We start from the raw sequence: 26,495 nt of genomic DNA on the forward strand, positions 1-26,495 counted from the left end.
GGAGCCCACGTCCCAGGGTTCGGCGATCAGCTTCACCCGGCGCAGCACCGGGTCCTGCGCGATGACGGCGAGGAACGGCGAGAGCATGTCGACGTCGTGCATCGAACGGGCCAGCGCCGCCGCCAGGTCGAAGCGGAAGCCGTCCACGCCCATCTCGGTGACCCAGTAGCGCAGCGAGTCGGTGATCAGGCGCAGTACGTGCGGCCGCACCACGTGCAGGGTGTTGCCGCAGCCGGTGTAGTCGGCGAAGCGGCGGGCGTCGTCCTGGAGGCGGTAGTAACCCCGGTTGTCGATGCCCTTCAGGGACAGCGTCGGGCCCAGCTCGCCCGCTTCCGCGGTGTGGTTGTAGACCACGTCGAGGACGACCTCGATGCCGGCCGCGTGCAGCGCCCGCACCATCCGCTTGAACTCGCCGACCTGCTGTCCCGTCGTACCGGAGGCCGCGTAGGCCGCGTGCGGGGCGAAGTAGCCGATGGAGTTGTAGCCCCAGTAGTTCCGCAGGCCGCGCCCGAGCAGGTGGTCCTCGTGGGCGAACTGGTGGACGGGCAGCAGTTCCACGGCCGTCACACCCAGTTTCACGAGGTGCTCGACCGCCGCCGGGTGCGCGAGGCCCGCGTAGGTGCCGCGCAGTTCCTCGGGTATGCCCGGGTGCAGTCGGGTGAAGCCGCGCACGTGCAGCTCGTAGATGACGGAGTCCGCCCACGGCGTCTTCGGGCGGCGGTCGTCGGACCAGTCGTCGTCGTCGTGGACGACCACGCCCTTCGGGACGTGGGGCGCCGAGTCCCGGTCGTCGCGGACCGTGTCGGCCACCTGCTGGTCGGGCCAGTCCCGGACGTGGCCGTACACCTCGGGCGGCAGCGCGAACTCGCCGTCCACCGCCCGCGCGTACGGGTCCAGGAGCAGCTTCGCCGGGTTCCAGCGGGCGCCGGTCCACGGGTCCCAGCGGCCGTCCACCCGGTAGCCGTACCGCTGTCCCGGCAGTACACCGGGCACGAACCCGTGCCAGATCTCGTGCGTGAGTTCGGTCAGCCGGATCTGGGTCTCCCGCCCCCGCTCGTCGAAGAGGCACAGCCGGACCGCCTCCGCCCCGGCCGCCCACAGCGCGAAGTTGGTGCCCGCCACCCCGTCGGGACCGACCCGGAACCGGGCGCCCAGCGGTGTCGAGGCCCCCGGCCACGCGGACGGGACGGGCAGCGGCGTCCCGTTCACCGCGGGGGCGTCCGCCCTCGGCGCCCGCGCCCGTGCTCCCTGCTGCTCGGCTGCGCTCGTCACCTGTCGGCCCCTTTTTTGTTTCGCGGCTCGCCGACCCCCGGGGCGCACCGAACCCGCGTTTGGGCAGCCGGCCGCGCCCGGGCTCCCGGTCCCGGGCACGGCCGGCCGCTCGCCACGGACACGCCCGTGGTGGCTCGTCCACGGGTGCGGCGGCTCCCCAGCTCGTCGTCCTTCCCTCTGTTCTGCCCAGTGCCGGCGTCGCACTCACGTTTCCCCGAGGCATGCCCGATCGTTAGCGGCACGTGACGCATGCACAAGGGCGCGCACGGCGCGCGGGGGCCGCGCTGGCCGCGGTACTGACATGGGCGGGACTGATGGCGGGCGCCGCCGGCTGTTCCGTCGGCGACAAGGCCCCACTGGGCGTCGACCACGTCCTCGGGGGCGCGCCACCGGCGCCCGAGGACGTCATCCGCATCTCCCCGGACGACGGCACCAAGGCGGTACGCCCCGGCGCGGGGCTGACGGTACGGGTGCCCGGCGGCCGTCTGGAGTCGGTGAGCGTCGTCAGGTCCCAGGACGCCCAGGACTTCCCGGTGCCCGGGCGCATCGCCGCCGACGGCACGACCTGGCGGCCGGACGACCCGAAGCTCGCGCTCGCCGCCAAGTACACGGTGGACGCGGTCGCCCTGGACGGCTCGGGACGCCGCTCGGCCCGCCACACCACCTTCACCACGCTCGTCCCCGACGAACGCTTCATCGGCTACGTCACCCCGGAGAACCGCGCCACCGTGGGCACCGGGATGATCGTGTCGCTCGCGTTCAGCCGCGACATCGACAACCGCGCCGCCGTCGAACACGCCGTGCGGGTCACCGCAAGACCCGCCGTCGAGGTCCGCCCGCACTGGTTCGGCAAGAACCGCCTCGACTTCCGCCCCGAGCACTACTGGCGGCCCGGCACGGTCGTCACCGTCGACCTGAGGCTCCGTGACGTCGAGGCGGCCCGGGGCGTCTACGGACTCCAGTACAAGACGTTCACCTTCACCGTCGGCCGCAGCCAGGTCTCCCTCGTCGACGCGGCCAGGCACACCATGGAGGTCCGCCGCGACGGGGACCTGCTCGCCACCGTGCCGATCACCGCGGGCGCGCCCGCGCACACCACCTACAACGGGAAGATGGTGGTGATGGAGATGCACGAGGTCACCCGCATGAACAGCCGGACGGTCGGCTTCGGTGGCGAGTACGACATCCCCGACGTCCCGCACGCCCTCAAACTCACCGACTCCGGCACCTTCCTGCACGGCAACTACTGGGCGCCGGACGCACCGGGCCGGGAGAACGTCAGCCACGGCTGCGTGGGCCTGCGCGACGTGAAGGGCGGCAGCTCCCAGACGCCCGCGGGCTGGTTCTACGACCGCAGCCTGGTCGGGGACGTGGTCGAGGTCGTCAACAGCAACGACAGGACGGTCGCCGCCGACAACGGCCTCGGCGGGTGGAACATGGGCTGGAAGGAGTGGAAGGCGGGCGGCGCGGTCGGGTGACCGGCTGGGACCGGGCCGGTGGTGGGGGCGGAAGTTGCGACGCAACGGTGACATTCGCCCAACACCAAGCTCAAAACCCTGCGGCTACTATGCGCCAATGCGCGCGCTGAACGCGCCGGGGTGGGCCTGACCAGGCCCTGGGAGGGGAGAACGACGTGAACGTGCGGCCGATATCGGGGGCGTCGGTTCGGACTCGGGGGGCTCGGGGGGCGCGGCTGGCGCTCATATCCTCGGTCCTGCTGGTGGCGGTCACCGCGTGCGGGGGCGGCTCCTCCGACAAGGGGTCCGGGGACGGCGACAAGCAGAAGAACGCCACGACGCAGGCGAGCAAGCAGTCCGTCGCCACGGTCAGCATCAGCCCCAGGTCCGGCGCGACCGGCGTGGACACCAGCGGGGCGCTCAAGGTCAGCGCCGCCCAGGGCAAGCTGACGGATGTCGAGGTCAAGGACGCCAAGGGCAACAAGGTCGACGGCACCATAGCCGCGGACGGCGTCAGCTGGACGCCGTCCCTCCACCTCGCCAACTCGACGAAGTACACCGTGCACGCGGTGGCCAAGGACGCCGAGGGCCGGGAGTCCGCGGAGGACTCCACGTTCACCACCCTCACCCCGAAGAACACGTTCGTCGGCTACTTCACGCCGGAGGACGGTTCCACGGTCGGTGTCGGGATGCCGTTCTCGATCCGCTTCACCCGGGGCATCACCGACCCGGACGCCGTCAAGAAGGCCATCACCATCAAGACCGAACCGGCCGTCGACGTCCAGGGCCACTGGTTCGGCAACGACCGCCTCGACTTCCGCCCCGAGAACTACTGGAAGTCCGGCACGAAGGTCTCCGTCACCCTCGACCTCGACGGGGTCGAGGGCCGCGACGGGGTCTACGGCAAGCAGTCCAAGACCGTGCAGTTCACGATCGGCCGCAGCCAGGTCTCCGTCGTCGACGCCAAGAAGCACACGATGAAGATCATGCAGGACGGCAAGGTCGTCAAAACCCTCGCGGTCACGACCGGCAAGCCGGGCTACGACACGTGGAACGGCCAGATGGTCATCAGCGAGAAGCTGCGCGTGACCCGTATGAACGGCGAGACGGTCGGCTACGGCGGCGAGTACGACATCAAGGACGTGCCGGACGCGATGCGGCTGACCACGTCGGGGACGTTCATCCACGGCAACTACTGGGGCGGGGACGCCTTCGGCAACTACAACGCCAGCCACGGGTGCGTCGGTCTGCGGGACATCCGCGGCGGGGGCGACCGGTCGGTGCCGGCCGCCTGGTTCTTCGACCACTCCATCATCGGGGACGTGGTGACGGTGAAGAACTCGCACGACCGGACGGTGTCGCCGGACAACGGGCTCAACGGGTGGAACATGTCGTGGGCGGACTGGACCAGGTAGTCCGTCGAGGCAGGGTCGGTGAACGCCCGCTAACCTGCGGGGCATGACTGTAACCCTCGAAGTCGCCGAAGGCGTGGGCACGCTGCGCCTCGACCGGCCGCCCATGAACGCGCTGGACGTCGCCACCCAGGACCGGATCAAGGAGCTGGCGCAGGAGGCCACCCGTCGCGAGGACGTTCGTGCCGTCGTCGTCTACGGCGGCGAGAAGGTCTTCGCGGCGGGAGCCGACATCAAGGAGATGCAGAACATGGACCATGCCGCCATGGTCCTGCGCGCCCGTGACCTCCAGGACTCCTTCACCGCCGTCGCCCGGATCCCCAAGCCCGTCGTCGCCGCCGTCACCGGCTACGCGCTGGGCGGCGGTTGCGAACTGGCCCTCTGCGCCGACTACCGGATCGCCGCCGACAACGCCAAGCTCGGGCAGCCCGAGATCCTGCTCGGGCTGATCCCGGGGGCCGGCGGCACCCAGCGGCTGCCCCGGCTGGTCGGCCCCTCCCGGGCCAAGGACCTGATCTTCACGGGCCGGATGGTCAAGGCCGACGAGGCGCTCGCCATGGGCCTGGTCGACCGGGTCGTACCCGCCGCGGACGTCTACACCGAGGCACACGCCTGGGCCGCCAGGCTGGCCCAGGGGCCCGCGATCGCGCTCCGGGCCGCCAAGGAGGCGATCGACACCGGCGTCGAGACCGACCTGGAGACCGGCCTCGCCGTCGAACGGAACTGGTTCGCGGGCCTGTTCGCGACCGAGGACCGGGAGCGCGGCATGCGGAGCTTCGTGGAGGAAGGGCCTGGCAAGGCCAAGTTCCTGTGATCTTCACCCTGTTGTGAATGCGCCGAAGCACTTGCAGTTGACGTGATGTCTGATTCCGGGTCCCTCGATGGGGCGGTTTATGGGAGCCTTAAGACACCCTTAATTCTGCCTTGTCGAGGGAGCCCGTCGCTTGCCCGGAGATGAGTCGTCGCCGCAGGTGGGGAAGGGTGTCAGAGCCTCCGAAATGCCGCTGGCATATGCCGAACGGCGGTCCCCGGGGGAGGTCCTCCCGAGGGCCCATTCCTCCGGAACGGCCGCGCGGTGCGCTCTGGGCGGCCATGATGGGGGCATGGCGGGGCTGGAGGGCATCGAACAGCCGCGGGGACACAGCCGTGCGGCCGCGGCGCGGTGGTCGCCTGCGGTCGAGGACGAGCAGGCGCTCAAGGCGATCGAACTGTTCGGCAACCCGACGGAGGCGGAGGTTCCGCTGCCGTCCCGCCCCGAGTCCGCGGCGACCGCCCGCCGGCTGGCCCAGGTCGTCATCCTCCGCCAGTGGCGCCTCACCCCCAAGATGACGGAGGACGCGGTCTTACTCGTCTCCGAACTGGTGGGCAACGCGGTGCGACACACCGGCGCCCGGGTCTTCGGCCTGCGCATGCGCCGCCGCCCCGGGTGGATCCGGGTGGAGGTGCGCGATCCGTCGCGCGGACTGCCGTGCCTGATGCCGGTTCAGGAGCTGGACATCAGCGGCCGGGGCCTGTTCCTGGTCGACAAGCTGTCCGACAGATGGGGAGTCGACCTGCTCCCGCGGGGCAAGACGACGTGGTTCGAGATGCGGGTGGCTGACAGATAGGGGCCAGGCGGACGTGCCGCTTCGGCTCAATGGCCACTTTTCTTACCTTATCCCCCTTAAATAGGGCAAGTGACCCCCACCAACCGACGTGACGTCCTCCGAGCAGGTGCCGGCCTGGTCGCCGGAGGCGCCATGGCCACCGGTTGCGGCAACACCGGTACGGCCAGCGCAGCACCGCCCACCGACACCCCCACCTCCGCCTCGGCCCCCGCCTCGGCCGCCGCCGAACGGCTTCCCCTCCAAGTCACCCACGGCCCCCGCGACGGCGCGAACGTCGCGCTCACCTTCCACGGCCAGGGCGACCCCGCCCTCGCCACCCAGCTCCTCGCCACCGCCGAGCAGCACGGCGCCCACCTGACCGTCCTGGCCGTCGGCAGCTGGCTCGACGCGTGTCCCACCATGGCCCGCCGCATCCTCGACGGCGGTCACGACCTGGGAAACCACACGCAACGGCACATCTCCATCAATGCCATGGCGGAGGCCGGCGCGCGCAAGGAGATCACTGACTGCGCCGACCGCCTCCGACGGCTCACCGGCTCGATCGGCCGCTGGTTCCGCCCGTCCAGGGCGGCGACCGCCTCACCGCTGGTCGCCCGCCTCGCCGTCGCGGCCGGATACCCGCACGTGCTGTCGTACGACGTCGACTCGCTCGACTACACCAGCCCCGGCGCGCCGGCCATCACCCGCAAGGTGCTCGCGGAGGTCAGGGGCGGCTCCGTGGTCAGCATGCACCTCGGGTACCCCGACACGGTCGCCGCCCTCCCCGTCGTACTCCAAGAACTCCACCGCCGTGGACTGCGCGCGGTCACCACCACGGAGCTGCTGAGCTGATGCGAACCAAGAAAGCCGCCCGTCTGCTGACCGCGGGCGCCGCACTCACCGCCCTCGCGCTGCTGTCCGCGTGCAGCGACGACTCCGACCGGCCCGCGGCCGCCGGCAGCACCGCTCCGGCGCGGCCGCAGGCCAGGCAGGAGGAACCGGCCGTCGACGGACTGCCGGGCATGCCCCCGGTCCTCGACCCCAAGGACATGTACGCGGCCGACCGCCCCGGCCTGCTCTCCCCGGTCGTCAAGGGCTTCCCGTCCCTGGTGTACGTCCCCAACACCAACTCCGACACGGTCTCGGTGATCGACCCGAAGACGTACCGGGTGATCCGGACCATCCCCGTCGGCCGGCAGCCCCAGCATGTCGTGCCGTCCTGGGACCTGAAGACCCTGTGGGTCAACAACGATCTCGGCAACAGCCTCACCCCCATCGACCCGAGGACCGGCGAGGCGGGCCGGCCGGTCGCCGTGCACGACCCGTACAACCTGTACTTCACCCCCGACGGCAAGTACGCGATCGTGATGGCCTCCAACGACCGCGAGCTGGTCTTCCGGGACGCGCACACCATGAAGACCGTCAAGGTCCTCCCGGTCAGCTGCTACGGCGTCAACCACGCCGACTTCTCCATCGACGGCAAGTACTTCATCGTCTCCTGCGAGTTCAGCGGCGAACTGCTCAAGGTGGACACGGCGCGGATGGAGGTGCTCCGGCAGGAGAAGCTGCCGTTCCACGGCGCGATGCCGCAGGACGTCAAGGCCTCCCCGGACGGCAAGCGGTTCTACATCGCGGACATGATGGCCGACGGGCTGTGGGTCCTGAACGGCGACACCTTCACCCGACCCACCTTCCTGTCCACCGGCAAGGGCGCCCACGGGCTGTACGTCAGCCGGGACTCCCGCCGGATGTACATCTCCAACCGGGGCGAGGGCACCATCTCCGTCTTCGACTTCGCGCGGAACCGGCTGACCGACAAGTGGCGGCTGCCGGGCGGCGGCAGCCCGGACATGGGCGGGGTGTCGGCGGACGGCAAGGTGCTCTGGCTGTCCGGCCGGTACAACTCCGAGGTGTACGCCATCGACACCGGCACCGGCACCGAACTCGCCCGCATCCACGTCGGCAGCGGCCCGCACGGACTGGCCGTCTACCCGCAGCCGGGCCGCTACTCGCTCGGCCACACCGGGGTCTTCCGCTGACCGCGGGACAGCGGGACACGCCGCTGAACGAGTGACGGTCCCGGTGCGGCCCGGCCGGGTCGACATCGTGCTGCCATGTTCACCACTCGTCTGCGGCGGCGTGCCGCCACCCCCGCCTGACCCCAGTTCGAGGACAAGCTCAAGGCCGCCGCCGCCGACCACGACGTCGACGTCGACCGGATCACGCCGGCCCCGGTCTGGCGCACCAGTCTCGACGACCTGCCTGGTACACGTCCGGCTGGAGCAGCGCCTCGGCGCCCACCGGGGTGTAGCCGGCCGCCTGGAACGCCCGTACGCTGCGGGCGTTCCCCGGGGCGACCTGCGCCCACAGCGGCTCCCCGGCGAGCTGCCGGGCGGCCGTCAGCAGGGCGCGGCCCAGCCCCCGCCGTGCCCCCTCGGCCACCTCCACCGAGGCCTCCAGGCGTCCCGCCACGCCCCGGCCCAGGACGACCACCCCGCCGTCCGCCGCCCAGGCCCGCACCTCGTCGCGGCGGGCCCGGGCATAGGCGACCCTGGAGTGGTCGGTGCCGGTGAGCTCGGTCAGGGGGAGGTCCGGGTGGCCGGGGAGCGGGGCGGCGACCAGCAGCGCGTCGATCGTCTCCTGCTCCCGTCCGGTGCGGTCCATCAGGGCGGTGAGGAACCGCGCGTTCATGGTCGCGCACAGGGGATCGCAGGGGACCGCGCGCAGGGCGTCGTACACCCACCCCGGGTCCTCGTCCACGAACACCACCGAGTGTGCCGTGAAGGAGAGCACCCCCGCGTCCCGCGGGGACGGCTGCGGTACGACCGTGGTGCCGCCGTCGGCGGGCGGGAAGACGCCGTCCGCCGCCGCGTCGAGAATGTCCCGCAGGGTCCCTGCCACCGTGCTCCTTGAGTCTCCACCGACTGGAAGGCCCACACTCGCAGACATGACCGAAGACGGCACCGGACTTCTCACCATCGGCGAGCTGGCGCGCGCCACCGGGCTGACGGTGCGCACCATCCGCCGTGGCCGACCTGCCCGAGGACCCGACACCGGAGCAGGTCGACGCGTGGGTGGAGCTGGCCGAGATGGTCCAGGATCCGCAGTTCCGGGCCCAGATGCGCAGGGCGACGGAGTTCAACGCGGCCGACCGGACGCCCGAGGCGCCCGCCGGTGCCTCGCTGTGGTTCGTGAAGCGGCTCGTCGAGGTGGTGGGCGACGCACGGCGGCGGGGCATCGCACCACAGGGCCCGGAGGCCGAGGAGGTGCTGCGCAAGGTGCTCGGCGACGCCGAACCCGCGGCCGTGCTGGCGCGGCTGGACGCGGCCTTCGACGACCGCCTGGCGCGCTACCGCGAACTGCTCTGCGTGCTCAAGGGACAGCCCCTCGTGGTGCACGCCGAGGAGTTCGCCTGGCTGTCCGCGGCACTGACGGCTCGCCTGGACCGTTAATCTGACCTGCGACAGTACGCCGGTACGGCACCGGTACGACAGCAGAGACACGGACACAGAGGGGCGGATCGGTGGCGGACATCGACGAAGCACGCCAGCAGTTCCAGCGGATCGACGCGGACGGTGACGGGTTCATCACCGCTGCCGAGTTCAAGTCCGCTCTCGCGCAGGGGGGTGACTGGAACGTCACCGACACGGTGGCCGAGGCCGTCATCAGGACCCGCGACCTCAACGGCGACAAGGTTCTGTCGTTCGACGAGTTCTGGGCCTACCTGAGCAAGTGAGGCGAGGGGAGGGGGCGCCCGGCGAACGGGTGACGGGCGCCCCCTGCCCGGAATGATCCGGGCGGGCCGGGGGTTGACGCGGACAGCAGCATTGCATGCGTGTGCATCGACGTACGGAGGGTCCCTCATGAAGATCGGCATCATCGGCGCGGGCAACATCGGCGGCAACCTCACCCGGCGGCTCACCGCCCTCGGCCACGACGTGTACGTGGCGAACTCGCGCGGTCCCGAGACGCTCACCGCACTCGTCGAGGAGACGGGGGCGAAGGCGGTACGGGCCGAGGAAGCGGCCCGGGGCGCGCAGGTCGTGGTCGTCACGGTCCCGCTGAAGGCGGTTCCCGACCTTCCCGCCGGCCTTCTGGACGGGGCGGCCGAAGGCGCTGCCGTGATCGACACCGGCAACTACTACCCGCAGCAGCGGGACGGCCGGATCGCCGAGATCGAGGACGACGGCCTGACCGAGAGCCGCTGGACCGAGCGGCACCTCGGGCACCCGGTGATCAAGGCGTTCAACGGCACCTTCGCCCAGGACATCCTCGACCGCCACCGTCCCGCCGGGGACCCCGACCGCCAGGCCCTGCCGGTCTCCGGCGACGACGAGCAGGCCAAGCGGACCGTCCGCGCCCTGATCGACGAACTCGGCTTCGACACGGTCGACAACGGCGGCATCGACGACTCCTGGCGCCAGCAGCCGGGCACCCCGGTCTACGGCCTGCGGGAGGGCGTCGAGGCGGTCCGCAAGGCCCTCGCCGAGGCGTCCAGGGAACGGCCGGCGGACTTCCGGGCCTGACGGACGCCGCGCCGGGGGCCGTCCGTCACGCGTCCCCGGCCCACTCCTTGAGCGCCTCCTTGGTCGCGAAGTTCGCGACGTTCTTGTCGTGCGGGTCGCTCGCGTACTGGTGGAACCGCCACGTGGCCTTGATGCGGGGCTCGCCCGCCGTCACGTAGTCGGCGATCCACAGCCCGTCCCCCGCGTAGGAGGTCTTGTCGACGGTGAGCCAGTAGTTGCGGTTCGTGTAGAGGATCACGCGGTAATGGGGCCGCAGCGCCTTCACCCTGCGGATGAAGGCGTCCTTCTCGGCGTTGCTCGCGTGGGTGCCGTCGCCGGTGGTCTCCCAGTCGACGGCGAGGATGTCGCCCGCCTTCTCGGGGGCGTGCGCGACGAAGTACTCGGCCTGGGCGGTGAGGTCGCCGGGCCAGAGGAAGTGGTAGAAGCCGACGACCAGTCCGGCGTCGCGGCCCCGCTTCGTCTGGGCGGCGAGTTTCGGGTTGACGTACGAACGCCCCTCCGTCGCCTTCACGAAGACGAAGGAGAGGCCGTCCGTGTCGTACGCGGATGACTGGTACGCGCTCACATCGATGCCGTGCAGCATGGGGGACTCCCTGGGTGTCGCTGGGGGCAGGAGCTGGAATCTCGTGCTCCGTATTCCCCGCCCAGGGGACGGCCGATCCTCATACTTCTCAGCCGCGAACCGCCACCGAACCGAGCACGGCCGCCGACTTGGTGGACCAGTCGGAGGTGATGAGACTGGCGTGGTCGGCGGCGAGCAGCGCCAGCCGCGCCGCCACCTCGGCGTCCGTGGGGCTGGTCGAGGAGATCGCCGGGGCGACGCCGTAGGCGTCGGTCATGATCAGGATGTAGTGGTTGGCGGAGTAGAACGACGTGTCGTAGCCGTTGTTCACGTACGTCGCCGCGTCGCCGTCGAAGAAGACGAACCAGGGCCGGATCGAGGCGTCGTAACGGCTGGTCCGCGGATCCCCGGCGGCCGCGCCGAGCACCGCGGGGAAGGCCTGGGCCTCGGAGATCTCCCCGGCGGCGGACAGATCCCGCAGGTGGTCGCCGTACTCCTGGTCCGTCCAGTAGTGGTCGAAGGGATTGGCCTGCTCGACCGTGCCCGGGATCAGCTCGAAGAGGAACTTGCCCCTGAGCTGGTCGCGGGTGGGCCAGGCGTTCGCCTTCGCGGCGGCGTCGAGCGTGGCGTACGAGGAGCCGAGCAGATCGGCGGGGGTGTAGACGCTGTCGCCCAGTTTCCGGTGGACGAGCGTGTCGAACTCGTCGGGTCCGAGGCCGACGTCGTTGTTGAAGCCGACCTTCATCTCGACCTTGACGACGATGGGCGCGTGGTCCGGGTGCAGTTGCTCCCAGGCGGCCATGTTGTCCAGACAGCTGCCCAGGTCCTGATTACGGTTCTGGCTGTACAACTCGCTGGGTGCATCGGCGTATTCGCAGTTGTTGTCATTGCCGAGCGGGTTGCTGTGACTGACCCGCCACCGCTTGCTCAGGCTGTCCGCGTACACGTCCAGCTCCAGCAGCGAGGCGCCGGAGTCCAGTGCCTGCGCCCAGTAGGTGTACTTGGCCTTGTCGTACGCGTTGTGCGTGCCGATGGCCGTCGCCGAGGAGAACTTCAGCGCACCCGTGTCCGAGTCCGCGTGCGCGGTCCCGGGAACCCCCAGGAACAGCGCCCCGCCGGCCACCACCGCCGCCAGCCGTCCGAGTACCCGCATGCCCCAACTCCCTGCGCTCGAATGGTGAGTTGGGCGCAGCGTAGAAGCATGCGGTTACTGAGCGGTAGCCCCAGGGGGAACATCGGTACCGACGAACGGCCACAGGTTCAGCGCAGGCCCGCGAAGAGGTCGTCCTCGGGCAGGGACGCGCCGGTGGTGTCGTGCACGCGGACGAACGTCTCCACACCCATGAGCTGCGTGAACCTCTCCTTGCCCATGCGCAGGAAGAAGATGTTCTCACCCTGGCTGGCGTGCGCGGCCAGCGAGTCGAACTTCTGGCCGCCGAACCCGGTGGTGTCCACCCACGTGGTGATCTCCTCGTCGGGCAGCCCGATGTCGGGCATCGCCGAGTCCCCGGCGGGGTCCAGCTCCGGCACGTCCTCGCCGAACTCGCGCATGACCTTCCCGAACTCCTGCATCATCGTCCGCGGCGCCGTCGTCCAGTACACCTTCGACGCCACCCCGGTCAGTGCCAGCGCGGCCATCGTGATCCGGTTCGCCTGGATGTGGTCGGGGTGGCCGTAGAACCCGTTCTCGTCGTAGGTCACGACGACGTCGGGCCGGTGCCGCAGCATCAGCTCGGCCAGCCGGGCGGCCGCCTCGTCCACGGGCGTGCTCCAGAACGAGCCCGGCGCCGTGTTGGCGGGCCAGCCCATCATCCCGGAGTCGGCGTAGCCGAGGAGTTCCAGACGGCCGATCCCCAGAACCTCGCAGCTCGCCTCCAACTCCCGTCGGCGCAGCGCGGCGACGGCGGCCGGATCGTGTCCGGGGTCGCCGGGCTTGACACCCCCCGGCCCGTCACCGCAGCCGCCGTCGGTACAGGTGACGAGCACCGTGCGGATGCCCTCCGCCGCACACCGCGCCAGGACACCTCCCGTGCTCGTGGCCTCGTCGTCCGGGTGTGCGTGCACTGCCATCAGCGTCAAGGGCCGGTCGGCCATGGAATCCATCCCTGGGTCGGTCAAGTGATCGACACCAGTCTGCGGCACACCGGTGCTCCGCTTCCGCCGGAGCCGCTCATCCTGCGTGGGTGTTCACGATGACCGGCGGTGCACCTCCGAGTCGTCCGACACGGACTTCCACAGGTTCTCGGTCACCTCGTCCAGCCGTTCGAACCGCTGTGTGATCCGCTTCAGTACGGACGGAGCGGTCGTCGCCTCGTAGCGCAGGGCGAGCACGCCCATGGCCTCCCAGTGCCGCGTGGCCTCCTCATGCAGGGCCAGGCTGCGCTCCGAGGCGTCGGCGACCCGCAGGGAGCGGCCCATCAGCCTCAGACTGGGCACCGCGTAGAGGACCGAGGCGTGGTGGAAGAGCCGGCGGGCGCCGTGGGCGGCACGTTCGGACGGGCCTGCGAAACACCCCTCGCACAGCGCCTGATAGCGGCGGATCGCCTCCCGGAACCGCTCCTCGGCGAAGAACCGCTCCGCCTGGCGGCTCAGCGCACCGCTCAGCTCCGCGCCGTCCGGGCGCCCGTCGCCGTCGGCCGCGGCAGGGTCCACGGAGTCTGCCGCGCGGAGGTCGTCGGAGACGGCGTAGAAGAAGCCCATCGCATCATGCGCGTCGCTCTTGATCCGGTCGGCCGCCGACCGGACGAGGTCGTCGAAGGTCACTGCGGCCCGGCAGCCGAACGGCTGCGGGCCCACCACGAGACTGTCGTGTACGTCGACATGGCCGTGGTCGGCGGCGATTCCCTGGACCACGACCGCGTGCAGGTACGGGTTGTTGTCCCGGTAGACGTCGGCGTAGTTGAGGTGGGCCGTGTTGACCCACACGATGACCGCCCGGTGCCGTGCCAACAGCGCCTCCAACTGCGGGCCCGGCGCGTCGAAGTCGATGGGCTCCTTGTGCACCGTGAACCCCGACCGGGTCATACCGAGCGCCCCCGCCTCCTCGACCGGGAAGATGTACTCGGGGTATCCCGACTCGTCCAGGCCCGCCTGGAACAGATAGCCGTCCCCGCGCTCGAAGACGGTCTGTTCCGCCACGGGGCGGCCGGCGATGCCGGCGAGGACCGAGTAGCTCCCGGTGAGGCAGTTGACGGCGGTCTCGTCGTACTGCTCGATGATGTGGCTGTCCATCGGCGTCAGCCCCGCAGTTCCAGGGTGCAGCACTTCACGCTGCCACCGGCCTTCAGGAGTTCGGTGAGGTCCACCCCGATCGGCTCGAAACCGCGCTCGGCGAGGCGGCCGGCGAGTCCGGTCGCTGCCCTCGGCAGCAGTACGTGCTTGCCGTCGGAGAGCATGTTCAGCCCGAACACCGCCGCGTCCTCGTCGGTCGCGAGGACGGCGTCCGGGAACATTGTGCGCAGCACCGCCTGGCTGCCCTCGGTGAACGCCTTCGGGTAGTACGCCACCTCGTCCTCGGACAGCACCGCGAGCGCGGTGTCCAGGTGGTAGTACGACGGGTTCACCAGCCGGAGGCTGGTGACGGGCAGCCCGAAGAACTCCTGCGCCTCGAAGTGCGCGCGCTGGTCGGTGCGGAAACCCGTGCCGGCGAGCAGGCGGCGGCCTACGACCAGGTAGTCGCCCTCGCCCTCGTTGATGTGCTCCGGCCAGTACAGCTCGTCGAAGCCGTGCCGCTGGAACCACTCCAGGTACAGGGGGCCTTCAGCGGTGCGCTCGACGTGCCGGAAGCGGGCGCCGAACACCTTGCCGTCGACCACGGTCGCGCCGTTGGCCGCGAAGACCATGTCGGGCAGGCCGAGGGACGGCTCGATCTCCAGCACGGTGTGCCCGAGTTCCCGGTACAGATCGCGCAGTCCCTCCCACTGGCGCAGCGCCAGGCCGCCGTCCACGGGCTTGCCGGGGTTCATCCACGGGTTGATGGAGTAGGTGACGTCGAAGTGGCGCGGTGGGCACATCAGGAACCGGCGCGGGGTCGCCGTCCGGGTCCGGTTGCCTGCCACGGACTGGGTCGCAGTCATGCGTGTTGCTCTCCTGAATAGGCGAAACGAGAGGGACTGAGGTCGCTCCCGCCGTCGAGGGCGGGGGCGGTGTGGGCGACGGCGGCGGCGATCAGCCGGCCGTCCGGGCTGCTCCAGTCGGCGAACCGCCAGTCGGCGAGGAACCGGTCGGTAAGGAGCCGGTCGATGAGCCGCCCGTCGGCGGACCCTCGGTCGGCCGGTGCGCCGGAGGCCGCGAGGTCGGTTCCGCGCAGCCCCCCGAGGGTTGTCACGCCCACCTTCACCAGGGCCTCCTTGCGCACCCACAGCCGGAGGAAGGCCCGTGCGGGGTCGGGGTCGGCGTGCACCACGGCGAGTTCGGCGGGGGCCAGGACCCGGGCGGCCACCCGAGGGGAGAACGCAGCGTCCGCGGCGTCCTCCACATCCACACCGACCGGACCCGGGCCTGCGGCGGCGGCGACGGCGCCCCGGGTGTGGGAGAGGCTCACGCCCACGTCGGGGCGGTCGCACAGGAACGGCCGGCCGTGGTCCTCGCCGCCGCACTCGGCGCAGCGCTGACCGAGCATCAGGGCGGCGGGGTCCACGCCGAGAAAACGCGCCGCGCACAGCCGTACCAGCACATGCGCGGCCAGGTAGTCCTCGCGGCGCTCTCCCGCGGGCAGCCGGGCGGCACTGTCCCGTTCGTACGGGGCGAGCCTGACGGCGTGCAGCAGCGGGAGGACGTCCGCGGTGGCGCGGACCAGGGCGAGGGGGGTGGGCGTGACGGGGTTCGGGTCCGTGGTGCGCGGCGACCGGGTGGGCACTGTCTGTTCCTCCTCGTGCGGGTCGGCCCGGCCGTCCGCGCTGCGGTGCCGGGCGACGGCCAGGCCGATCCCGCGGTTCCCGCCGAGTGCGAGGGCAGTACGGGGCATGGTGCGGGCCCTTCTCCGTTTCGTGTCCGGTCGTACCGGGGCCGCTAGCGGTCCTCCGGGGTGGTGCTGTCGAGCGCGTCCAGCGCCTTGGCCACCAGGTCGCCGATCTCCCGGGCGGGCCGGGCGTTCATCATGTCCAGGTGGGTGCAGGCGATCCGGTGCTCCAGCAGCCTGCCCCCGACGTACGGCAGCCACGGTTCGCTGAAGGCCGGCGGCCGGCCGGGTTCCTCGGCGGCGACGAAGAACAGCACGTCGCCGCAGTACCGTTCGGGACGGAACTGGTCGCGTACCCGGATCAGGTTCTCCACGACCGCCAGCAGCCGCTGCTCGTCGGGCACGACCTGGCGTACGGCGGCCGTCTCGGCCTCGATCAGCTCCCATACGTCTGCCGGGGTGTGCTCGTGGCCGGTGACCATCACCGTGTCCAGCATCGCGACCAGTTCGACCCGCTCGCCCTCGGCCTGCAGCCGCGCGGCCAGCGAGTGGGCGACCAGACCGCCGAAGGACCAGCCGAGCAGCCGGTACGGGCCGTGGGGGCGGACGGCGCGGATCTCGCCCAGATAGTCGTCGAGCAGCTCCTGGTAACTGCCGGACATCTCCTCGGCGGGGGTGATGCCGCGGGCCTGCAGGGCATATACCGGCTGTTCGGAGCCGAGCCTGCGCATCAGCGCGGCGTAGCTCCAGCTGAGTCCGAACCCCGGGTGGATGCAGAACAGCGGGGGCCTGCCGCCCCGGGTGCGCAGCGGCAGCAGCACCCTGAAGTCGTCGGCCGGGGTCTTCGCGCCGGGTGTGCCCGCGGGCGCGGCGGGGTCCGGGCGCAGCCGCTGGGCCAGGCCCTGCACGGTCGGCGTCTCGAACAGGTCGCGCACGGTCAGCTCGGTGCCCAGCCGCGCGCAGATCCGGCGGACCAGCCGGACCGCCAGCAGTGAGTGCCCGCCGAGGTCGAAGAAGCTGTCGGTGGCCGACACCTCGGGCAGGCCGAGCGACTCGGCGAACAGCGCGGCGAGTGCGATCTCGTCCTCGGTACCGGGCGGACGGCCGGCGCGGGCGCCGAAGCCGGGTGCGGGCAGCCGGCCGCGGTCCAGCTTGCCGGCGGGCGACAGCGGCAGCGCGTCGAGCGGTACGACGGCGGCCGGGACCATGTACTCGGGCAGCAGCCGGGCGAGCGCGGCGCGCAGCCGGTCCGGGGCCGGTGCGGTGCCCGGTGCGGCGGTGACGTAGCCGACCAGCCGGCGTTCGCCCTGGCCGTCCTCGTGCACGACGACAACGGCCTGGGCCACCTCGGGCTGTTCGCCGAGGACCGCCTCCACCTCGCTCAGCTCGACCCGGAAACCGCGCAGCTTGACCTGGTCGTCGGCGCGTCCGACGTACTGGAGCTGTCCGTCGGGCCGGCGCAGCACGATGTCGCCGGAGCGGTACATGCGCGCACCGGGCTCCCCGAAGGGGTCGGGGACGAAGCGTGCCTCGGTGAGGTCGGGGCGGTGCAGATAGCCGCGGGTGACACCGGCGCCGGCGATGTACAGCTCGCCGGGCACGCTCACGGGCACGGGCCGCATCCGGTCGTCGAGCACATACAGGCGGGTGTTGCGCAGCGGACTGCCGATGGGCGGTGTCTCCGGGGTCCTGTCCGCGCCGCCGTGGGTGGCGGACGCGCTGGCGTACACGGTGGTCTCGGTGGGGCCGTAGGCGTTGACCAGCCGGGCGCCGGGTACGGCGGCCCGCAGCCGGTCGGCGACCTGCGGGGTCAGTGCCTCGCCCGCGAGGACGAGGTGGTCGGCGCGCAGATCGGGGGCGCCGTCGGCGATCAGCCGGTCCAGGACCGAGGGGACACCGCTGACGAGTGTGCCCTGCCAGCCGCCGCGTTCGCCGACCTCCAGCAGGTCGCGGACGATTTCGATGCTGCCGCCGTTGAGCAGCGGCCCGAAAATCTCGAACACGGAGACGTCGAAGCTGAGGGAGGTGGCGGCGAGCACCCGCCTGAGCCCGTCGCCGAAGGCGTCGGCCGCCCAGGCGACGAGGTTGGCGATGTTGCGGTGGGTGACCGCGACGCCCTTGGGCCGGCCGGTCGAGCCGGAGGTGTAGATGACGTAGGCGGTGTGGTCGGCGGTCACGGCGGACGCGAAGGTGTCGTCGCCGGGCGCCTCGAGAAGGGCCGTCACCCGTGGGTCGTCCAGCAGCAGGACCGGGGGCGCGCCGGGGTCGGCCGGGAGGCTGGCGACGGCGGAGGTCTCGCTGATCACCAGGGTGGGGGCGGCGTCCTGCACCATGAACGCCAGCCGCTCCCGCGGATAGACCGGGTCGAGCGGTACATAGGCGGCTCCGGCGCGCAGCACGGCGAGCAGGGCGACGGCGGTGGCCGCGGACCGGCGGGTCGCCAGACCCACGAAGTCGCCCTCGCGGACGCCGCGTTCGGCGAGCAGCCGGGCCATCCGGGCGGAGCGCCGGTCGAGGTCGCGGTAGCTGAGGCGGTCCGTGCCGCAGATGACAGCGGTGGCGTCGCCGCGCCGGGCGGCCTGCCCGGCGAACAGGGCCGGCACGGTGTCGTCGGTCAGGGGAGCGTCGGTGTCGTTCCAGTGATGCAGGACGCGCCGCCGCTCCTCCTCGTCCATCAGGTCGAGGTCGCCGAGGGGGGTGCGGGGATCGGCGCACACACCGGCGAGCAGGTGGGCGAGATGGTCCGCGAGGGCGTGGACGGCGCCGGCGTCGAAGCGCTCGGTGTCGTACTCGGCGTAGAAGCGGATGTCGTCCCCGGACTCCACGAAGGTGAGCATCAGCTCGAACGCGGCCGTGGAGTTGGCGATCGGCAGCGACTCCACGAGAAGCCCGGCTTCCGGCTCCGCCGCGGGGCCGGTGCGGACGTGGTTGAGGGCCAGCTGGAAGACCGGCTGGCGGCCCGCGGACCGGGGCGGGTTGACGGCATGGACCAGTTCGTGGAAGGCCACGCCCCCATGACGCAGCGCCTGGAAGGTACGGCCCTGGACCTGTCGCAGCAGCGGCAGGAAGTCCTCGTCGGCGTCGACCTCGACGCGCAGTGGCATGGTGTTGACCGTCAGGGCGACCAGGCCCTCGGAGCCCGGTTCCAGCCGGGTGGACAGGGGCACGCCGAGCACGATGTCGCGCTCACCGGTGTAGCGTCCGAACAGGGCGAAGGCCCCGGCGGCCAGTACGGAGAAGAGGCTCGCGCGGTGTTCGGCGGCGAGCGCGCGCAGCCGGGCCGCCACCGGTCCCGGCAGGTCCCGCCGGTGGGTCGCCGCGTGCCGGAGGGTGGTGCCGCCGAGCCGGGTCATGGGCAGGTCCAGGGTGGCGGGCGCGCCGTCGAGTTCGGTGCGCCAGTGCTCCAGGGCCCGGGTCCGGCGCCGGTCGGAGGCCCCGGAGAGCCGGGCGGCGACATGGTCGGCGTATCCGAGGGCGGGCGGTGGCAGCGGGTTCTGGCGTCCCTCGACGCAGGCCGCGTAGAGGGGGGCGAACTCGCGGGCGAGTACGTCGAGGGAGTCGCCGTCCGCGATGCTGTGGTGGGCCACGAGCAGCAGGACGTGCCGCTGCTCGCCGAGCCGGAACAGGGTGGCCCGCAGCAGCGGCGCCCGGTCCAGCGGGAACGGCCGGTCCTGGGCCTCGGTGAAGTGCTGGTCGAGGATGGCGTCGGCGGGGTCCTGGTCCGGGCTGCCGAGGTCGACTTCCTCGAAGGGAACGGTCACCGCGTCCGCGATCGTCTGCCGCGGGCCGCTCTCGTGCTCGGTGATCCTCACCCGCAGCGCCTCGTGCCGCTCGGTCAGGGCGCGGAGCGCGCCGGCGACGGCTGCGCGGTCGAGCGGGCCGGTGAGCCGCAGCGCCAGGGCCAGGTTGTGGGTGCCCGGCCGGCCGTGCGCCGCCTCGGCGAACAGCACGCTCTCTTGGGTGGGGAGGAGGGGAAGGCTCCTGGCCTCAGTGGTCATGTCTGGTCCCGTCGGCAGGGGGCGGGTGGTCCGACTTCCGGGCGACGCGGGCGGGGTCCGGGGGCGCGGGCAGTGCGGGCGGTGCGGGTGCGGTCCGGGCGGTGCGGGCCGCGGCCCGGGGACCACGGACCACGGACCGCGGAGCAGGGGCGCGGTCGTGCCAGGGGTGTCCGGTGTGCCGGGCGCGCGGCGGTCGGCGGCGCGCGCCCGGCGCAATGTGCGGGCTGGAACAGGCCCCGGGCCGAAGGACGGCCCTGGGGCCTGCCGTTCGGATCGTGCCGGGGTCGGCCCCGCAGGGCGCCGTCGCCGGGGCCGGGCCCGCTCCGGAAGGAAACCCTAGGCCGGGGTGATCCGCGGCGTGTTCGGGTCGGTGGCGAGGAGTCCGACGGCGCGGGCCGCGAAGTCCTCCAGGGTCTCGTCGGGCGTCGCGGCGGAGATGTACATCGGCTCCTCGATGTCCGGCGCCAGGTGGTAGCCGTCCTTCCGGATGCCTGCGTACAGCGTGGTGTAGGGCGAGTGCGGCTGGGCCGCGACATCCGCCTTGCGGCGGACCGGAGTACTGCGCGGGACGAAGATGAACGCGAAGACACTGCCGGTGCGCACGAAGTGGAAGTCGAGCCCCTTCTCGGCCCGGTGGCGCTCCACCGCCGCCTCCAGCAGGGCGCCCTTGCGCTCCAGCTCTTCGTAGAAGCCGGGCTCCGCCAGCACGTCGAGCGTGGCGAGGCCGGCCGCCATGGTCAGCGGGTTGCCGGCCAGGGTGCCGCCCTGGAGGACCCGCTCCTCGTCGAGCAGCCGCATGATGTCGCGGCGGCCGCCGAACGCGCCGACGGGCGTGCCACCACCGATGATCTTGCCGAAGGCGGTGAGGTCGGGGGCGACCCCGAGCAGGTTGCTCGCGGGGCCGTAGGTGAGCCGGAAGCCGGTGATGACCTCGTCGAAGATCAGCACCGCGCCCTCGCGGTCGCAGGTGCGGCGCAGGTCGGCGAGGAAGCCGTCCTCGGGCAGCACGAGGGACATGTTGCAGGCGATGGGCTCCACGACGACGGCCGCGATCTCGCCGGGATGCTCGGCGAAGGCGCGCTCGACGCTCGCGGTGTCGTTGTACTCGGCGTAGACGTTGGAACGCATCGCGGCCGGATCGAGACCGGCGTCGCGCATACGGGCCTCGTCCTTGTTCTGCACGAGGTCGAAGTGGCCGTGGTAGCCGCCGTTGAAGCGCAGTACTCCGGTGCGTCCGGTGTAGGCGCGGGCCAGCCGGAGTGTGGACATCACGGCCTCGGTGCCGCTGCACACGAAGCGCAGTTGCTCCAGGTGGTCGGCGGTCGCGGTGATGCGCTCGGCCAGCTCGATCTCCTGCACGCAGTACGTGCCGAACAAGGAGCCGTCCACGGCCTGGCGGGCGATGGCGGAGCTGACGGCCTGCGGCGCGTGGCCGAGGATCAGCGGCCCGAAGCCGTACATGAAGTCGACGTACCGGGTGCCGTCGATGTCGTGGAGGTACTGCCCGTGGGCCTCGGCGACGACCAGTGGTTCGGTCTCCACGTTGCGGCAGGCGCGCAGCGGTGAGCTGGCGCCGATCGGGATGGTGTGCAGGGCGCGCTTGATTTCCGGCCTCATGACGACTTTTCCGTTTCGGTCTCGATCGTGCAGTCGGTCATCAGGACATCCAGCAGTGCTTCGGCCTCTTCCCGGGTGTCCCGGGCGAAGTAGGCGGTCAGGACCGTCTCGAAGTTGAGCGGCGGAGCGAGCACGAACTGGCCGTCCGGACGGTGCAGGTGCACGGTGGTGACGTCGTTCTTGCGGCAGACCGCGACTGCGCGGTCGGTGTTCCTGAGGAAGCCGCTGCGCTCGATGGGGGCGTCGTACTCCAGCGCCACCCGATGGTGCAGCGGCTTGGGGTCGATGGCCTCACGGCCCAGCCGGTGCAGCAGGTCGTAGGCGTCGAGCCCGGTGCAGATACGCAGTTGCTGGTAGGTGGTGGTGCCGCCGCCGCACAGGCGGGGGGCGAGTTCGAGGATGCGCAGCCGGCCCTGCCCGTCGAAGCGGAACTCCGCGTGGAAGGGAGAGTCGTCCAGGCCGACGCCCGGTATCACGTCCTCCAGCAGGGCGGTGAAGTCACGGCCCAGCTCCGCGTCGAACGGCTCGGTCAGATAGGCCACTTCGTGGAAGAGCGGGCCGACCAGGGGCGGCAGTTTGCGGTGGATCTGGAGCGGGATGATCCGGCCCTCGCTGACCATGCCGTCGACGGCGTACTCGTTGCCGTCGAGATACTCCTCCGCGAGCATCCGGGACTGGCCGTTGCCCTCCCGCAGCACGGTGCAGACGCGCTTGGTCTGCAGGAACGCCTTCGGGAACTCCTCCGGCGTCTCGGCCTTCACCACGCCCGCGCTGTAGAAGCCGTTCGACGGCTTGACCACGACGGGGAAGGACAGGCTCTCGGTCACGGCGGCGAGTGCCTGGGGTGCCTTCGCCGACGGATCCAGTTCGATGTGGCGGGTGATGTGGTCGCGGACCGCGGGGTGCGCCTTGAACCGGGTCTTGTCGGCGAGGCACAGCAGCGTGTCGATGTCCCGGGTGGGCATGCCCAGTTCGCCGCGGATCAGTTCCAGCTGGATCTGGTAGCTGTCGTGGAAGGAGACCACGTCGTCGAGGCCGGTGAGGTCCACGGCGGCGCGCGCGGCGTCGGCGACGGTGCGCCGCCAGTTCTCCCGGTCGTCGGCGGCGAGCTGCGGCGGGTCGAAGAAGCGGACGTCGAAGCCCCGCTGCTCCGCGTAGTCGAGGTAGTCGCGGCAGTCTTCCTCGCGACCGAGAAGGAGTATGTTCACGGGAAAGGCCACACTCTCTGTCTGGTGGACTGTCAGGCGGTCTGCTGGACCGGATCGGTGGTGTGGAGCCTGTTCTCCTCGTGGGCGACGGCGCGCCGGACGCGCCACAGGCAGACCACTGCCATCGCAGCCTCGAAGGCGGAGAAGATCATCCACATGATCGGCAACATGTCGGGGTCATCTCGGTTGAGCAGCACGAACACGGTGATCGTGGGCACGCACAGAACCCACATGAGGACGATCCGTGCCACGAACCCGAAGCGGGCGAGCCCGAGGCACTCCAGGACGCCGGAGCCGACCATGGAGAACATGAAGGCGGCGGAGTACGTCCACAGCACCCGCGAGGTGTCCACGGCGTGGCCGGTCACGGCGGAGCCGGCACCGTCGAGACCGAACGGGCTCAGCAGCAGGGCCGGGGTGGCGATCTGGAGGACCGCGACCACGGCGACGTACACACCGGAGGTCGTCAGCGTGACCCGCATGATGTGCGGGACGTCGCGGTGGCGTCCGGCGCCGACGGCCTTGCCGCACAGGATGTTGCAGCCCATCCCGAGGCCGATCAGCGGGATGACGGCCGCGTAGTTCAGGGCCAGTGCGACGTTGTTCGCGGCGAGCGCCACCGACCCGAGGACGCCGGCCAGCCACACGAACGCCGTCTGCCCCAGCTCCTCCAGGCTGAGCGAGCCGCCCGCGGGGGCACCGCGCCGCAGTCGCAGCCAGAGCACCTGGGCGACCCGTTTGCCCCCCTGGCGCATGAGCCGCCCCAAGCCCGCCGTGTAGCCCCGGGGCAGGCACACGAGGTAGCCGAGGCACATGACGGACACGGCGCTGAGCGTGCCGAGCGCGGAGCCCCGCATGCCCAGCTCCGGCAGTCCGAAGCGGCCGAAGACCAGGCCGATGGTCATCACGACGCCGACCGCCTGCCCGATGATGCCGACGGTCATCGGGATCCGGGTCCGGCCCATCCCGTTGAAGTACGACGACAGCGCCATGTTGAGTGTCATGACGGAGCCGTAGAGGGTGGACAGGCCCAGGAACTGCGCCTCCAGCGCCTCGATGTGCGCGGGCTGCCCGCTCAGCTGCGGCACCCGGGTCAGCAGCGGGGTGGCGAGCAGCAGCAGCGCGCAGAGCAGCAGGCCGAGGACGAGTCCGTTCGCCCCCTCGTCCAGCGCGCCGCGCTCGTCACCGCGGCCGTGGGCCTGCGCCACATAGGAGCGGGTGATGCCGACCGCCCCCGTGGTCACCATGATCACCGTTGTGGCGGTGAAGACGGCGGGCCCGGACGCCTTGAGGGCGTCCTCCGAGTAGCGGGCCAGGCAGATCCGGTCGACCAGCATCAGGACCAGGTTGCCGACCATGCCGAACATCAGCGGCACGGAGACACGGACGACCTCGCGCATCGCCCCCAGGTCGAGCAGCCGCCTCCGGGCGGTGTTCATCGCCCGTCACCAGCGCCGGACGCAGCGGTCACGGGGTCACTCCGGATTCCACGAGCAGTTCGTGGACGCTCTTGAGCAGCGCCTCGCGGTCGGACAGGTCGAAGGGGAGCACATCGCCGACGTCGAGCATGGCGTCGAGCCGCTCCTCCAGGCCGACCAGGAAGCGCATCTGGTCGAGCGAGCTGATGATGATCTGCGACGGTTCGGCGTCGGCCGGCACATCCCGTGCCTGGGCGAGCTGCTCCAGCAGGTCGTCGACGACCTTCTTCAGGTCTTCCATGGAACTCATTCCCTCGATGGGTCGGTTTCGGTGTGCCGGCCGGGTCAGGCCGGGGTACCGAGCAGGCCGTACGACAGCAGGGCGTAGGTGAGCCGGTCCAGGCCGATTCCCGCGCAGCAGGTGCCGTCGGTTCCGAGGTCGCGCAGCCCGAAGGAGTCGGCGAACACCTCGCCGTGCGCGTTGACGCTGGCCACGGACAGTTCACCGGAGCCGAGCGGGACCCGTACCTCGAACTTGCTCTTGTTGAGCAGCTGGGCCTCGCGCGTCATGGTCGGAGCGTCCCCGAAGAACGCGTCGGAGGCGCTGACGATGCGGTGCGGCACGCCGAGTTCGGCGAAGAACTCCGTGAACGCCTTCAGCATGCGCTCGAAGTCGTCCGCGACCTCCTCGGCGCTGCCCATCCGGACGAGTTCGAACATCCGGAACTCGCCCAGCCGCGTCGGGCTGTGGTTGTGCGACTCGTGCCGGAAGACCGGACCCTCGATGGCGAACAGCCCGGTGCCGTAACGGTCCCTCAGCTCGGCCGCGTGGGCGTAGACGTGGTAGCACGTGACCGGAGTGAGGACGGTCTCGGCCGGCCGGTAGAAGGAGTCCCGTGCCTCGGTCTGGCCGGGGCGGAGCTGGGCGACGGTGATGCCGTCCCAGTAGTGGTCGCGGATCCGGGCGACCGCGTTCACCAGGTTCGGGAACTTCTGGTAGTACCCGGCCCGGACCAGTACGTCGCGGGAGAGCTGCGCCGGTCCGGCCAGCAGCGGCGCGCCGAACGGCTCGGCGAGCCGCTCCCGGCACAGCCGGCGCACCCGGTCCATCGCCGCGGTCCACTCCGGGCCCTGCAGATAGGCGCCCCGGGCCACGGCGATGCGGTGGTCGTCAGGCACGGTGCAGGTCAGTCCGGGGCGTCCGGGGTGCTCGGCGACGACCGTGACCGGCACCTCGCGATGGCCGCGCAGGAAGTGGCGGACCATCTCGCCGAGTTCGGGCTCGGTCGGACCGGCCGCCACGACGACCTCGACACCTGTGTCCAGAAGTTCCACGGTGACGTCGCCGTAGTGGAAGCCGAGAGCCTTGCGCAGCTCGTCGGCTGCCTCGGCGGCCACGGGGCGCTCATGGCGGTAACGCACGCCGTTCATGTGCTGCCCCCCTCAGATGCGGTGGCGCATGGGCACCCAGTCGGCCAGCAGGATGGCTCGCTCGCCGGGCCGGTCGGCGTCACCCTTGCGGATGGGGCCGACGTAGTGGCTGACGAGGTGGTCGGTGATGGCGTACGCCTCCAGGGAGCGTTCCATCTGGAACTCGGCGAGGCGGTCCGCGGGCGGGACGTCCTCGGGCTGCTTGCCCCGGTACTCGGGCGTGGCGATGAGGTTGGCGCCGCCCTCGGCGTTGTCCCGGTAGATCAGGTGGGCAAAGACGTACGGCTCGCCGTCCTGGTGCAGTTCGTTCGGGGAGGAGACGGCCTCCCGGTCCTCCTCCTCGATGTGCAGCTTGATCAGGTGGACGCCGACGTAGAGAGGCCAGACCGCGTCGTCCTCGCTCCAACGGGTCTGGGAGAAGTCGAACTGGATGATGTCCAGCAGGAGCTTGTTGCTGCAGACCGCTTCACTGATGGCCGGCAGATTCCGAGTGACGTTCACGTATTCCGGGTTGTTGTCACCCTGGTAATAGCCGTTCATGCCCTCCCGGGCCTGGCTTTCCGTGGCCGGCATCCAGAAGAATTCCTTGGACCACGGCAGGAAGACGCCGCGGGCGTAGCGCCGGTATCGGCCCGAGCCGACCGCGTACGGGTCCTCGGGGAGATCGTCGTAGGCGGCGCGGAGTGACTGGTAGTTTCCGTCGGAATCGTCGATTCCGAATTCCGTGCCGAGATTCCAGCGGTCCCAGCCCTGACGTGAGAGGGCCGAAGGGTTTGCGGACATGGCGAAATGTTCCCCCGTTTCGAATGTCACGAACAAGCACCGGAATTTAGTGCAAGGTGACACGCACATGCAACGTAACGTAAGTCACGAGAGCTTCCGGCCAGGGGGCGGGGTGGCCGAAAAAAGTTCCATGGTCGGGCCCGTGAGCAGGCAGTTCTGTCTCACTGGCGACAGCGGCTCTGGCTGATTCCCATCCCTTGGGGTGCTTTCCGACCGGGTCGGTCGCATGCAATCCAGCCGCGCTTGATATCGCCATGGCACGGAGGCGGGTGTGGAGTTCCGGTGGGACGCCCGGGTGACCGGTGTCCGCACCACCGCCTCGGAC

The 26,495-nt window shown here is 71.1% G+C and carries 24 protein-coding genes; 9 read left to right on the plus strand and 15 right to left on the minus strand.

Going from position 1 to position 26,495, the window contains the following annotated elements:
• Nucleotides 1–1,209 (minus strand): alpha-amylase family glycosyl hydrolase (locus tag ABZ646_RS11960; protein ID WP_360516475.1); only part of this gene is annotated, 1,209 nt, incomplete at its 3' end.
• Nucleotides 1,210–1,514: 305 nt separating this feature from the next.
• On the opposite strand from ABZ646_RS11960, the gene ABZ646_RS11965 reads away from it, so the two are divergent.
• The 6 genes from ABZ646_RS11965 (at nucleotide 1,515) to ABZ646_RS11990 (ending at nucleotide 7,766) form a co-directional block, all read left to right on the plus strand.
• Complete coding sequence (locus tag ABZ646_RS11965; protein ID WP_360516424.1) at nucleotides 1,515–2,750, plus strand: Ig-like domain-containing protein; 1,236 nt, start codon at nucleotides 1,515–1,517, stop codon at nucleotides 2,748–2,750.
• Nucleotides 2,751–2,965: 215 nt separating this feature from the next.
• On the plus strand, nucleotides 2,966–4,144 hold the full coding sequence (locus ABZ646_RS11970) for an Ig-like domain-containing protein (RefSeq protein WP_360516478.1): 1,179 nt from the start codon (nucleotides 2,966–2,968) through the stop codon (nucleotides 4,142–4,144).
• A 43-nt stretch (nucleotides 4,145–4,187) separates the two neighbouring features.
• The gene (locus ABZ646_RS11975) at nucleotides 4,188–4,955 is read left to right on the plus strand and encodes an enoyl-CoA hydratase-related protein (protein WP_360516426.1); all 768 of its coding nucleotides are present in this window, start codon (nucleotides 4,188–4,190) and stop codon (nucleotides 4,953–4,955) included.
• A gap of 289 nt (nucleotides 4,956–5,244) precedes the next feature.
• Complete coding sequence (locus ABZ646_RS11980) at nucleotides 5,245–5,748, plus strand: ATP-binding protein (RefSeq protein WP_165939398.1); 504 nt, start codon at nucleotides 5,245–5,247, stop codon at nucleotides 5,746–5,748.
• Between the two features lie 60 nt (nucleotides 5,749–5,808).
• Nucleotides 5,809–6,579 (plus strand): polysaccharide deacetylase family protein, encoded by a 771-nt coding sequence (locus tag ABZ646_RS11985; RefSeq protein ID WP_360516481.1) that lies wholly within the window; start codon nucleotides 5,809–5,811, stop codon nucleotides 6,577–6,579.
• Nucleotides 6,579–7,766, plus strand: coding sequence for a beta-propeller fold lactonase family protein (locus tag ABZ646_RS11990; protein ID WP_360516428.1), 1,188 nt, complete (start codon nucleotides 6,579–6,581; stop codon nucleotides 7,764–7,766). Before ABZ646_RS11985 ends, ABZ646_RS11990 begins: the two co-directional genes overlap by 1 nt.
• A 181-nt stretch (nucleotides 7,767–7,947) precedes the next feature.
• Here ABZ646_RS11990 and ABZ646_RS11995 read toward each other — a convergent pair whose 3' ends face one another.
• On the minus strand, nucleotides 7,948–8,676 hold the full coding sequence (locus ABZ646_RS11995; RefSeq protein WP_360516431.1) for a GNAT family N-acetyltransferase: 729 nt from the start codon (nucleotides 8,674–8,676) through the stop codon (nucleotides 7,948–7,950).
• Nucleotides 8,677–8,753: 77 nt separating this feature from the next.
• Here ABZ646_RS11995 and ABZ646_RS12000 point away from each other — a divergent pair, with 77 nt between their 5' ends.
• From ABZ646_RS12000 to ABZ646_RS12010, 3 genes are all read left to right on the plus strand, one after another.
• Nucleotides 8,754–9,179: a hypothetical protein gene (locus ABZ646_RS12000; RefSeq protein ID WP_360516434.1), complete on the plus strand. Its 426-nt coding sequence runs from the start codon at nucleotides 8,754–8,756 to the stop codon at nucleotides 9,177–9,179.
• Between the two features lie 71 nt (nucleotides 9,180–9,250).
• Entirely contained in the window at nucleotides 9,251–9,463 is a 213-nt protein-coding gene (locus ABZ646_RS12005) for an EF-hand domain-containing protein (RefSeq protein ID WP_132889692.1), read from the plus strand.
• Between the two features lie 127 nt (nucleotides 9,464–9,590).
• Nucleotides 9,591–10,253 carry an NAD(P)-binding domain-containing protein gene (locus tag ABZ646_RS12010; RefSeq protein ID WP_360516437.1) on the plus strand — a complete coding sequence of 221 codons (663 nt, stop codon included), beginning with the start codon at nucleotides 9,591–9,593 and terminating at the stop codon, nucleotides 10,251–10,253.
• Nucleotides 10,254–10,278: 25 nt separating this feature from the next.
• Here the strand turns inward: ABZ646_RS12010 and ABZ646_RS12015 are convergent, their stop codons facing one another.
• From ABZ646_RS12015 to ABZ646_RS12075, 13 genes are all read right to left on the minus strand, one after another.
• Nucleotides 10,279–10,836, minus strand: a complete 558-nt coding sequence (locus ABZ646_RS12015) for a glycoside hydrolase family 25 protein (protein WP_360516440.1) — start codon at nucleotides 10,834–10,836, stop codon at nucleotides 10,279–10,281.
• 88 nt (nucleotides 10,837–10,924) lie between these two features.
• On the minus strand, nucleotides 10,925–11,968 hold the full coding sequence (locus ABZ646_RS12020) for a phosphatidylinositol-specific phospholipase C domain-containing protein (protein WP_360516443.1): 1,044 nt from the start codon (nucleotides 11,966–11,968) through the stop codon (nucleotides 10,925–10,927).
• A 107-nt stretch (nucleotides 11,969–12,075) separates the two neighbouring features.
• On the minus strand, nucleotides 12,076–12,909 hold the full coding sequence (locus tag ABZ646_RS12025; RefSeq protein ID WP_360516446.1) for a PIG-L family deacetylase: 834 nt from the start codon (nucleotides 12,907–12,909) through the stop codon (nucleotides 12,076–12,078).
• Nucleotides 12,910–13,002: 93 nt separating this feature from the next.
• Complete coding sequence (locus tag ABZ646_RS12030) at nucleotides 13,003–14,046, minus strand: hypothetical protein (protein ID WP_360516449.1); 1,044 nt, start codon at nucleotides 14,044–14,046, stop codon at nucleotides 13,003–13,005.
• A gap of 5 nt (nucleotides 14,047–14,051) precedes the next feature.
• On the minus strand, nucleotides 14,052–14,891 hold the full coding sequence (gene ddaH / locus ABZ646_RS12035) for a dimethylargininase (RefSeq protein WP_360516451.1): 840 nt from the start codon (nucleotides 14,889–14,891) through the stop codon (nucleotides 14,052–14,054).
• Entirely contained in the window at nucleotides 14,888–15,781 is an 894-nt protein-coding gene (locus ABZ646_RS12040) for a 4'-phosphopantetheinyl transferase superfamily protein (RefSeq protein ID WP_360516454.1), read from the minus strand. The genes ddaH and ABZ646_RS12040 overlap by 4 nt, the downstream gene beginning before the upstream one ends.
• A 44-nt stretch (nucleotides 15,782–15,825) precedes the next feature.
• Nucleotides 15,826–19,713, minus strand: coding sequence for an amino acid adenylation domain-containing protein (locus ABZ646_RS12045; protein WP_360516457.1), 3,888 nt, complete (start codon nucleotides 19,711–19,713; stop codon nucleotides 15,826–15,828).
• A gap of 336 nt (nucleotides 19,714–20,049) precedes the next feature.
• Nucleotides 20,050–21,330, minus strand: a complete 1,281-nt coding sequence (locus ABZ646_RS12050) for a glutamate-1-semialdehyde 2,1-aminomutase (RefSeq protein ID WP_360516460.1) — start codon at nucleotides 21,328–21,330, stop codon at nucleotides 20,050–20,052.
• The gene (locus tag ABZ646_RS12055) at nucleotides 21,327–22,538 is read right to left on the minus strand and encodes an ATP-grasp domain-containing protein (RefSeq protein ID WP_360516463.1); all 1,212 of its coding nucleotides are present in this window, start codon (nucleotides 22,536–22,538) and stop codon (nucleotides 21,327–21,329) included. The genes ABZ646_RS12050 and ABZ646_RS12055 overlap by 4 nt, the downstream gene beginning before the upstream one ends.
• A gap of 32 nt (nucleotides 22,539–22,570) precedes the next feature.
• A complete protein-coding gene (locus tag ABZ646_RS12060; RefSeq protein ID WP_360516466.1) occupies nucleotides 22,571–23,977 on the minus strand; it encodes an MATE family efflux transporter in 1,407 nt (468 codons plus the stop codon).
• A 28-nt stretch (nucleotides 23,978–24,005) separates the two neighbouring features.
• Nucleotides 24,006–24,257, minus strand: a complete 252-nt coding sequence (locus ABZ646_RS12065) for a hypothetical protein (protein ID WP_189958160.1) — start codon at nucleotides 24,255–24,257, stop codon at nucleotides 24,006–24,008.
• Nucleotides 24,258–24,301: 44 nt separating this feature from the next.
• On the minus strand, nucleotides 24,302–25,387 hold the full coding sequence (locus ABZ646_RS12070) for an aminoacyl--tRNA ligase-related protein (RefSeq protein WP_360516469.1): 1,086 nt from the start codon (nucleotides 25,385–25,387) through the stop codon (nucleotides 24,302–24,304).
• Nucleotides 25,388–25,399: 12 nt separating this feature from the next.
• A complete protein-coding gene (locus tag ABZ646_RS12075) occupies nucleotides 25,400–26,170 on the minus strand; it encodes a 2OG-Fe dioxygenase family protein (RefSeq protein ID WP_360516472.1) in 771 nt (256 codons plus the stop codon).
• Nucleotides 26,171–26,495: the final 325 nt, after the last annotated feature.

It is taken from the genome of Streptomyces sp. NPDC007162, from assembly GCF_040634175.1.
Lineage (GTDB): Bacteria > Actinomycetota > Actinomycetes > Streptomycetales > Streptomycetaceae > Streptomyces.

Excerpts from the sequence above, each read along its gene's own strand:
- ABZ646_RS11995 (WP_360516431.1), bottom strand. The coding sequence starts at position 8,676 with ATGTCTGCGAGTGTGGGCCTTCCAGTCGGTGGAGACTCAAGGAGCACG.
- ABZ646_RS12020 (WP_360516443.1), bottom strand. The coding sequence starts at position 11,968 with ATGCGGGTACTCGGACGGCTGGCGGCGGTGGTGGCCGGCGGGGCGCTG.
- ABZ646_RS12075 (WP_360516472.1), bottom strand. The coding sequence starts at position 26,170 with ATGTCCGCAAACCCTTCGGCCCTCTCACGTCAGGGCTGGGACCGCTGG.
- ABZ646_RS12060 (WP_360516466.1), bottom strand. The coding sequence starts at position 23,977 with ATGAACACCGCCCGGAGGCGGCTGCTCGACCTGGGGGCGATGCGCGAG.
- ABZ646_RS12040 (WP_360516454.1), bottom strand. The coding sequence starts at position 15,781 with ATGCCCCGTACTGCCCTCGCACTCGGCGGGAACCGCGGGATCGGCCTG.
- ABZ646_RS11980 (WP_165939398.1), top strand. The coding sequence starts at position 5,245 with ATGGCGGGGCTGGAGGGCATCGAACAGCCGCGGGGACACAGCCGTGCG.
- ABZ646_RS12030 (WP_360516449.1), bottom strand. The coding sequence starts at position 14,046 with ATGGACAGCCACATCATCGAGCAGTACGACGAGACCGCCGTCAACTGC.
- ABZ646_RS12010 (WP_360516437.1), top strand. The coding sequence starts at position 9,591 with ATGAAGATCGGCATCATCGGCGCGGGCAACATCGGCGGCAACCTCACC.
- ABZ646_RS11990 (WP_360516428.1), top strand. The coding sequence starts at position 6,579 with ATGCGAACCAAGAAAGCCGCCCGTCTGCTGACCGCGGGCGCCGCACTC.
- ABZ646_RS12070 (WP_360516469.1), bottom strand. The coding sequence starts at position 25,387 with ATGAACGGCGTGCGTTACCGCCATGAGCGCCCCGTGGCCGCCGAGGCA.
- ABZ646_RS12050 (WP_360516460.1), bottom strand. The coding sequence starts at position 21,330 with ATGAGGCCGGAAATCAAGCGCGCCCTGCACACCATCCCGATCGGCGCC.
- ABZ646_RS12065 (WP_189958160.1), bottom strand. The coding sequence starts at position 24,257 with ATGGAAGACCTGAAGAAGGTCGTCGACGACCTGCTGGAGCAGCTCGCC.
- ABZ646_RS11975 (WP_360516426.1), top strand. The coding sequence starts at position 4,188 with ATGACTGTAACCCTCGAAGTCGCCGAAGGCGTGGGCACGCTGCGCCTC.
- ABZ646_RS12025 (WP_360516446.1), bottom strand. The coding sequence starts at position 12,909 with ATGGCCGACCGGCCCTTGACGCTGATGGCAGTGCACGCACACCCGGAC.
- ABZ646_RS12045 (WP_360516457.1), bottom strand. The coding sequence starts at position 19,713 with ATGACCACTGAGGCCAGGAGCCTTCCCCTCCTCCCCACCCAAGAGAGC.
- ABZ646_RS12015 (WP_360516440.1), bottom strand. The coding sequence starts at position 10,836 with ATGCTGCACGGCATCGATGTGAGCGCGTACCAGTCATCCGCGTACGAC.
- ddaH (WP_360516451.1), bottom strand. The coding sequence starts at position 14,891 with ATGACTGCGACCCAGTCCGTGGCAGGCAACCGGACCCGGACGGCGACC.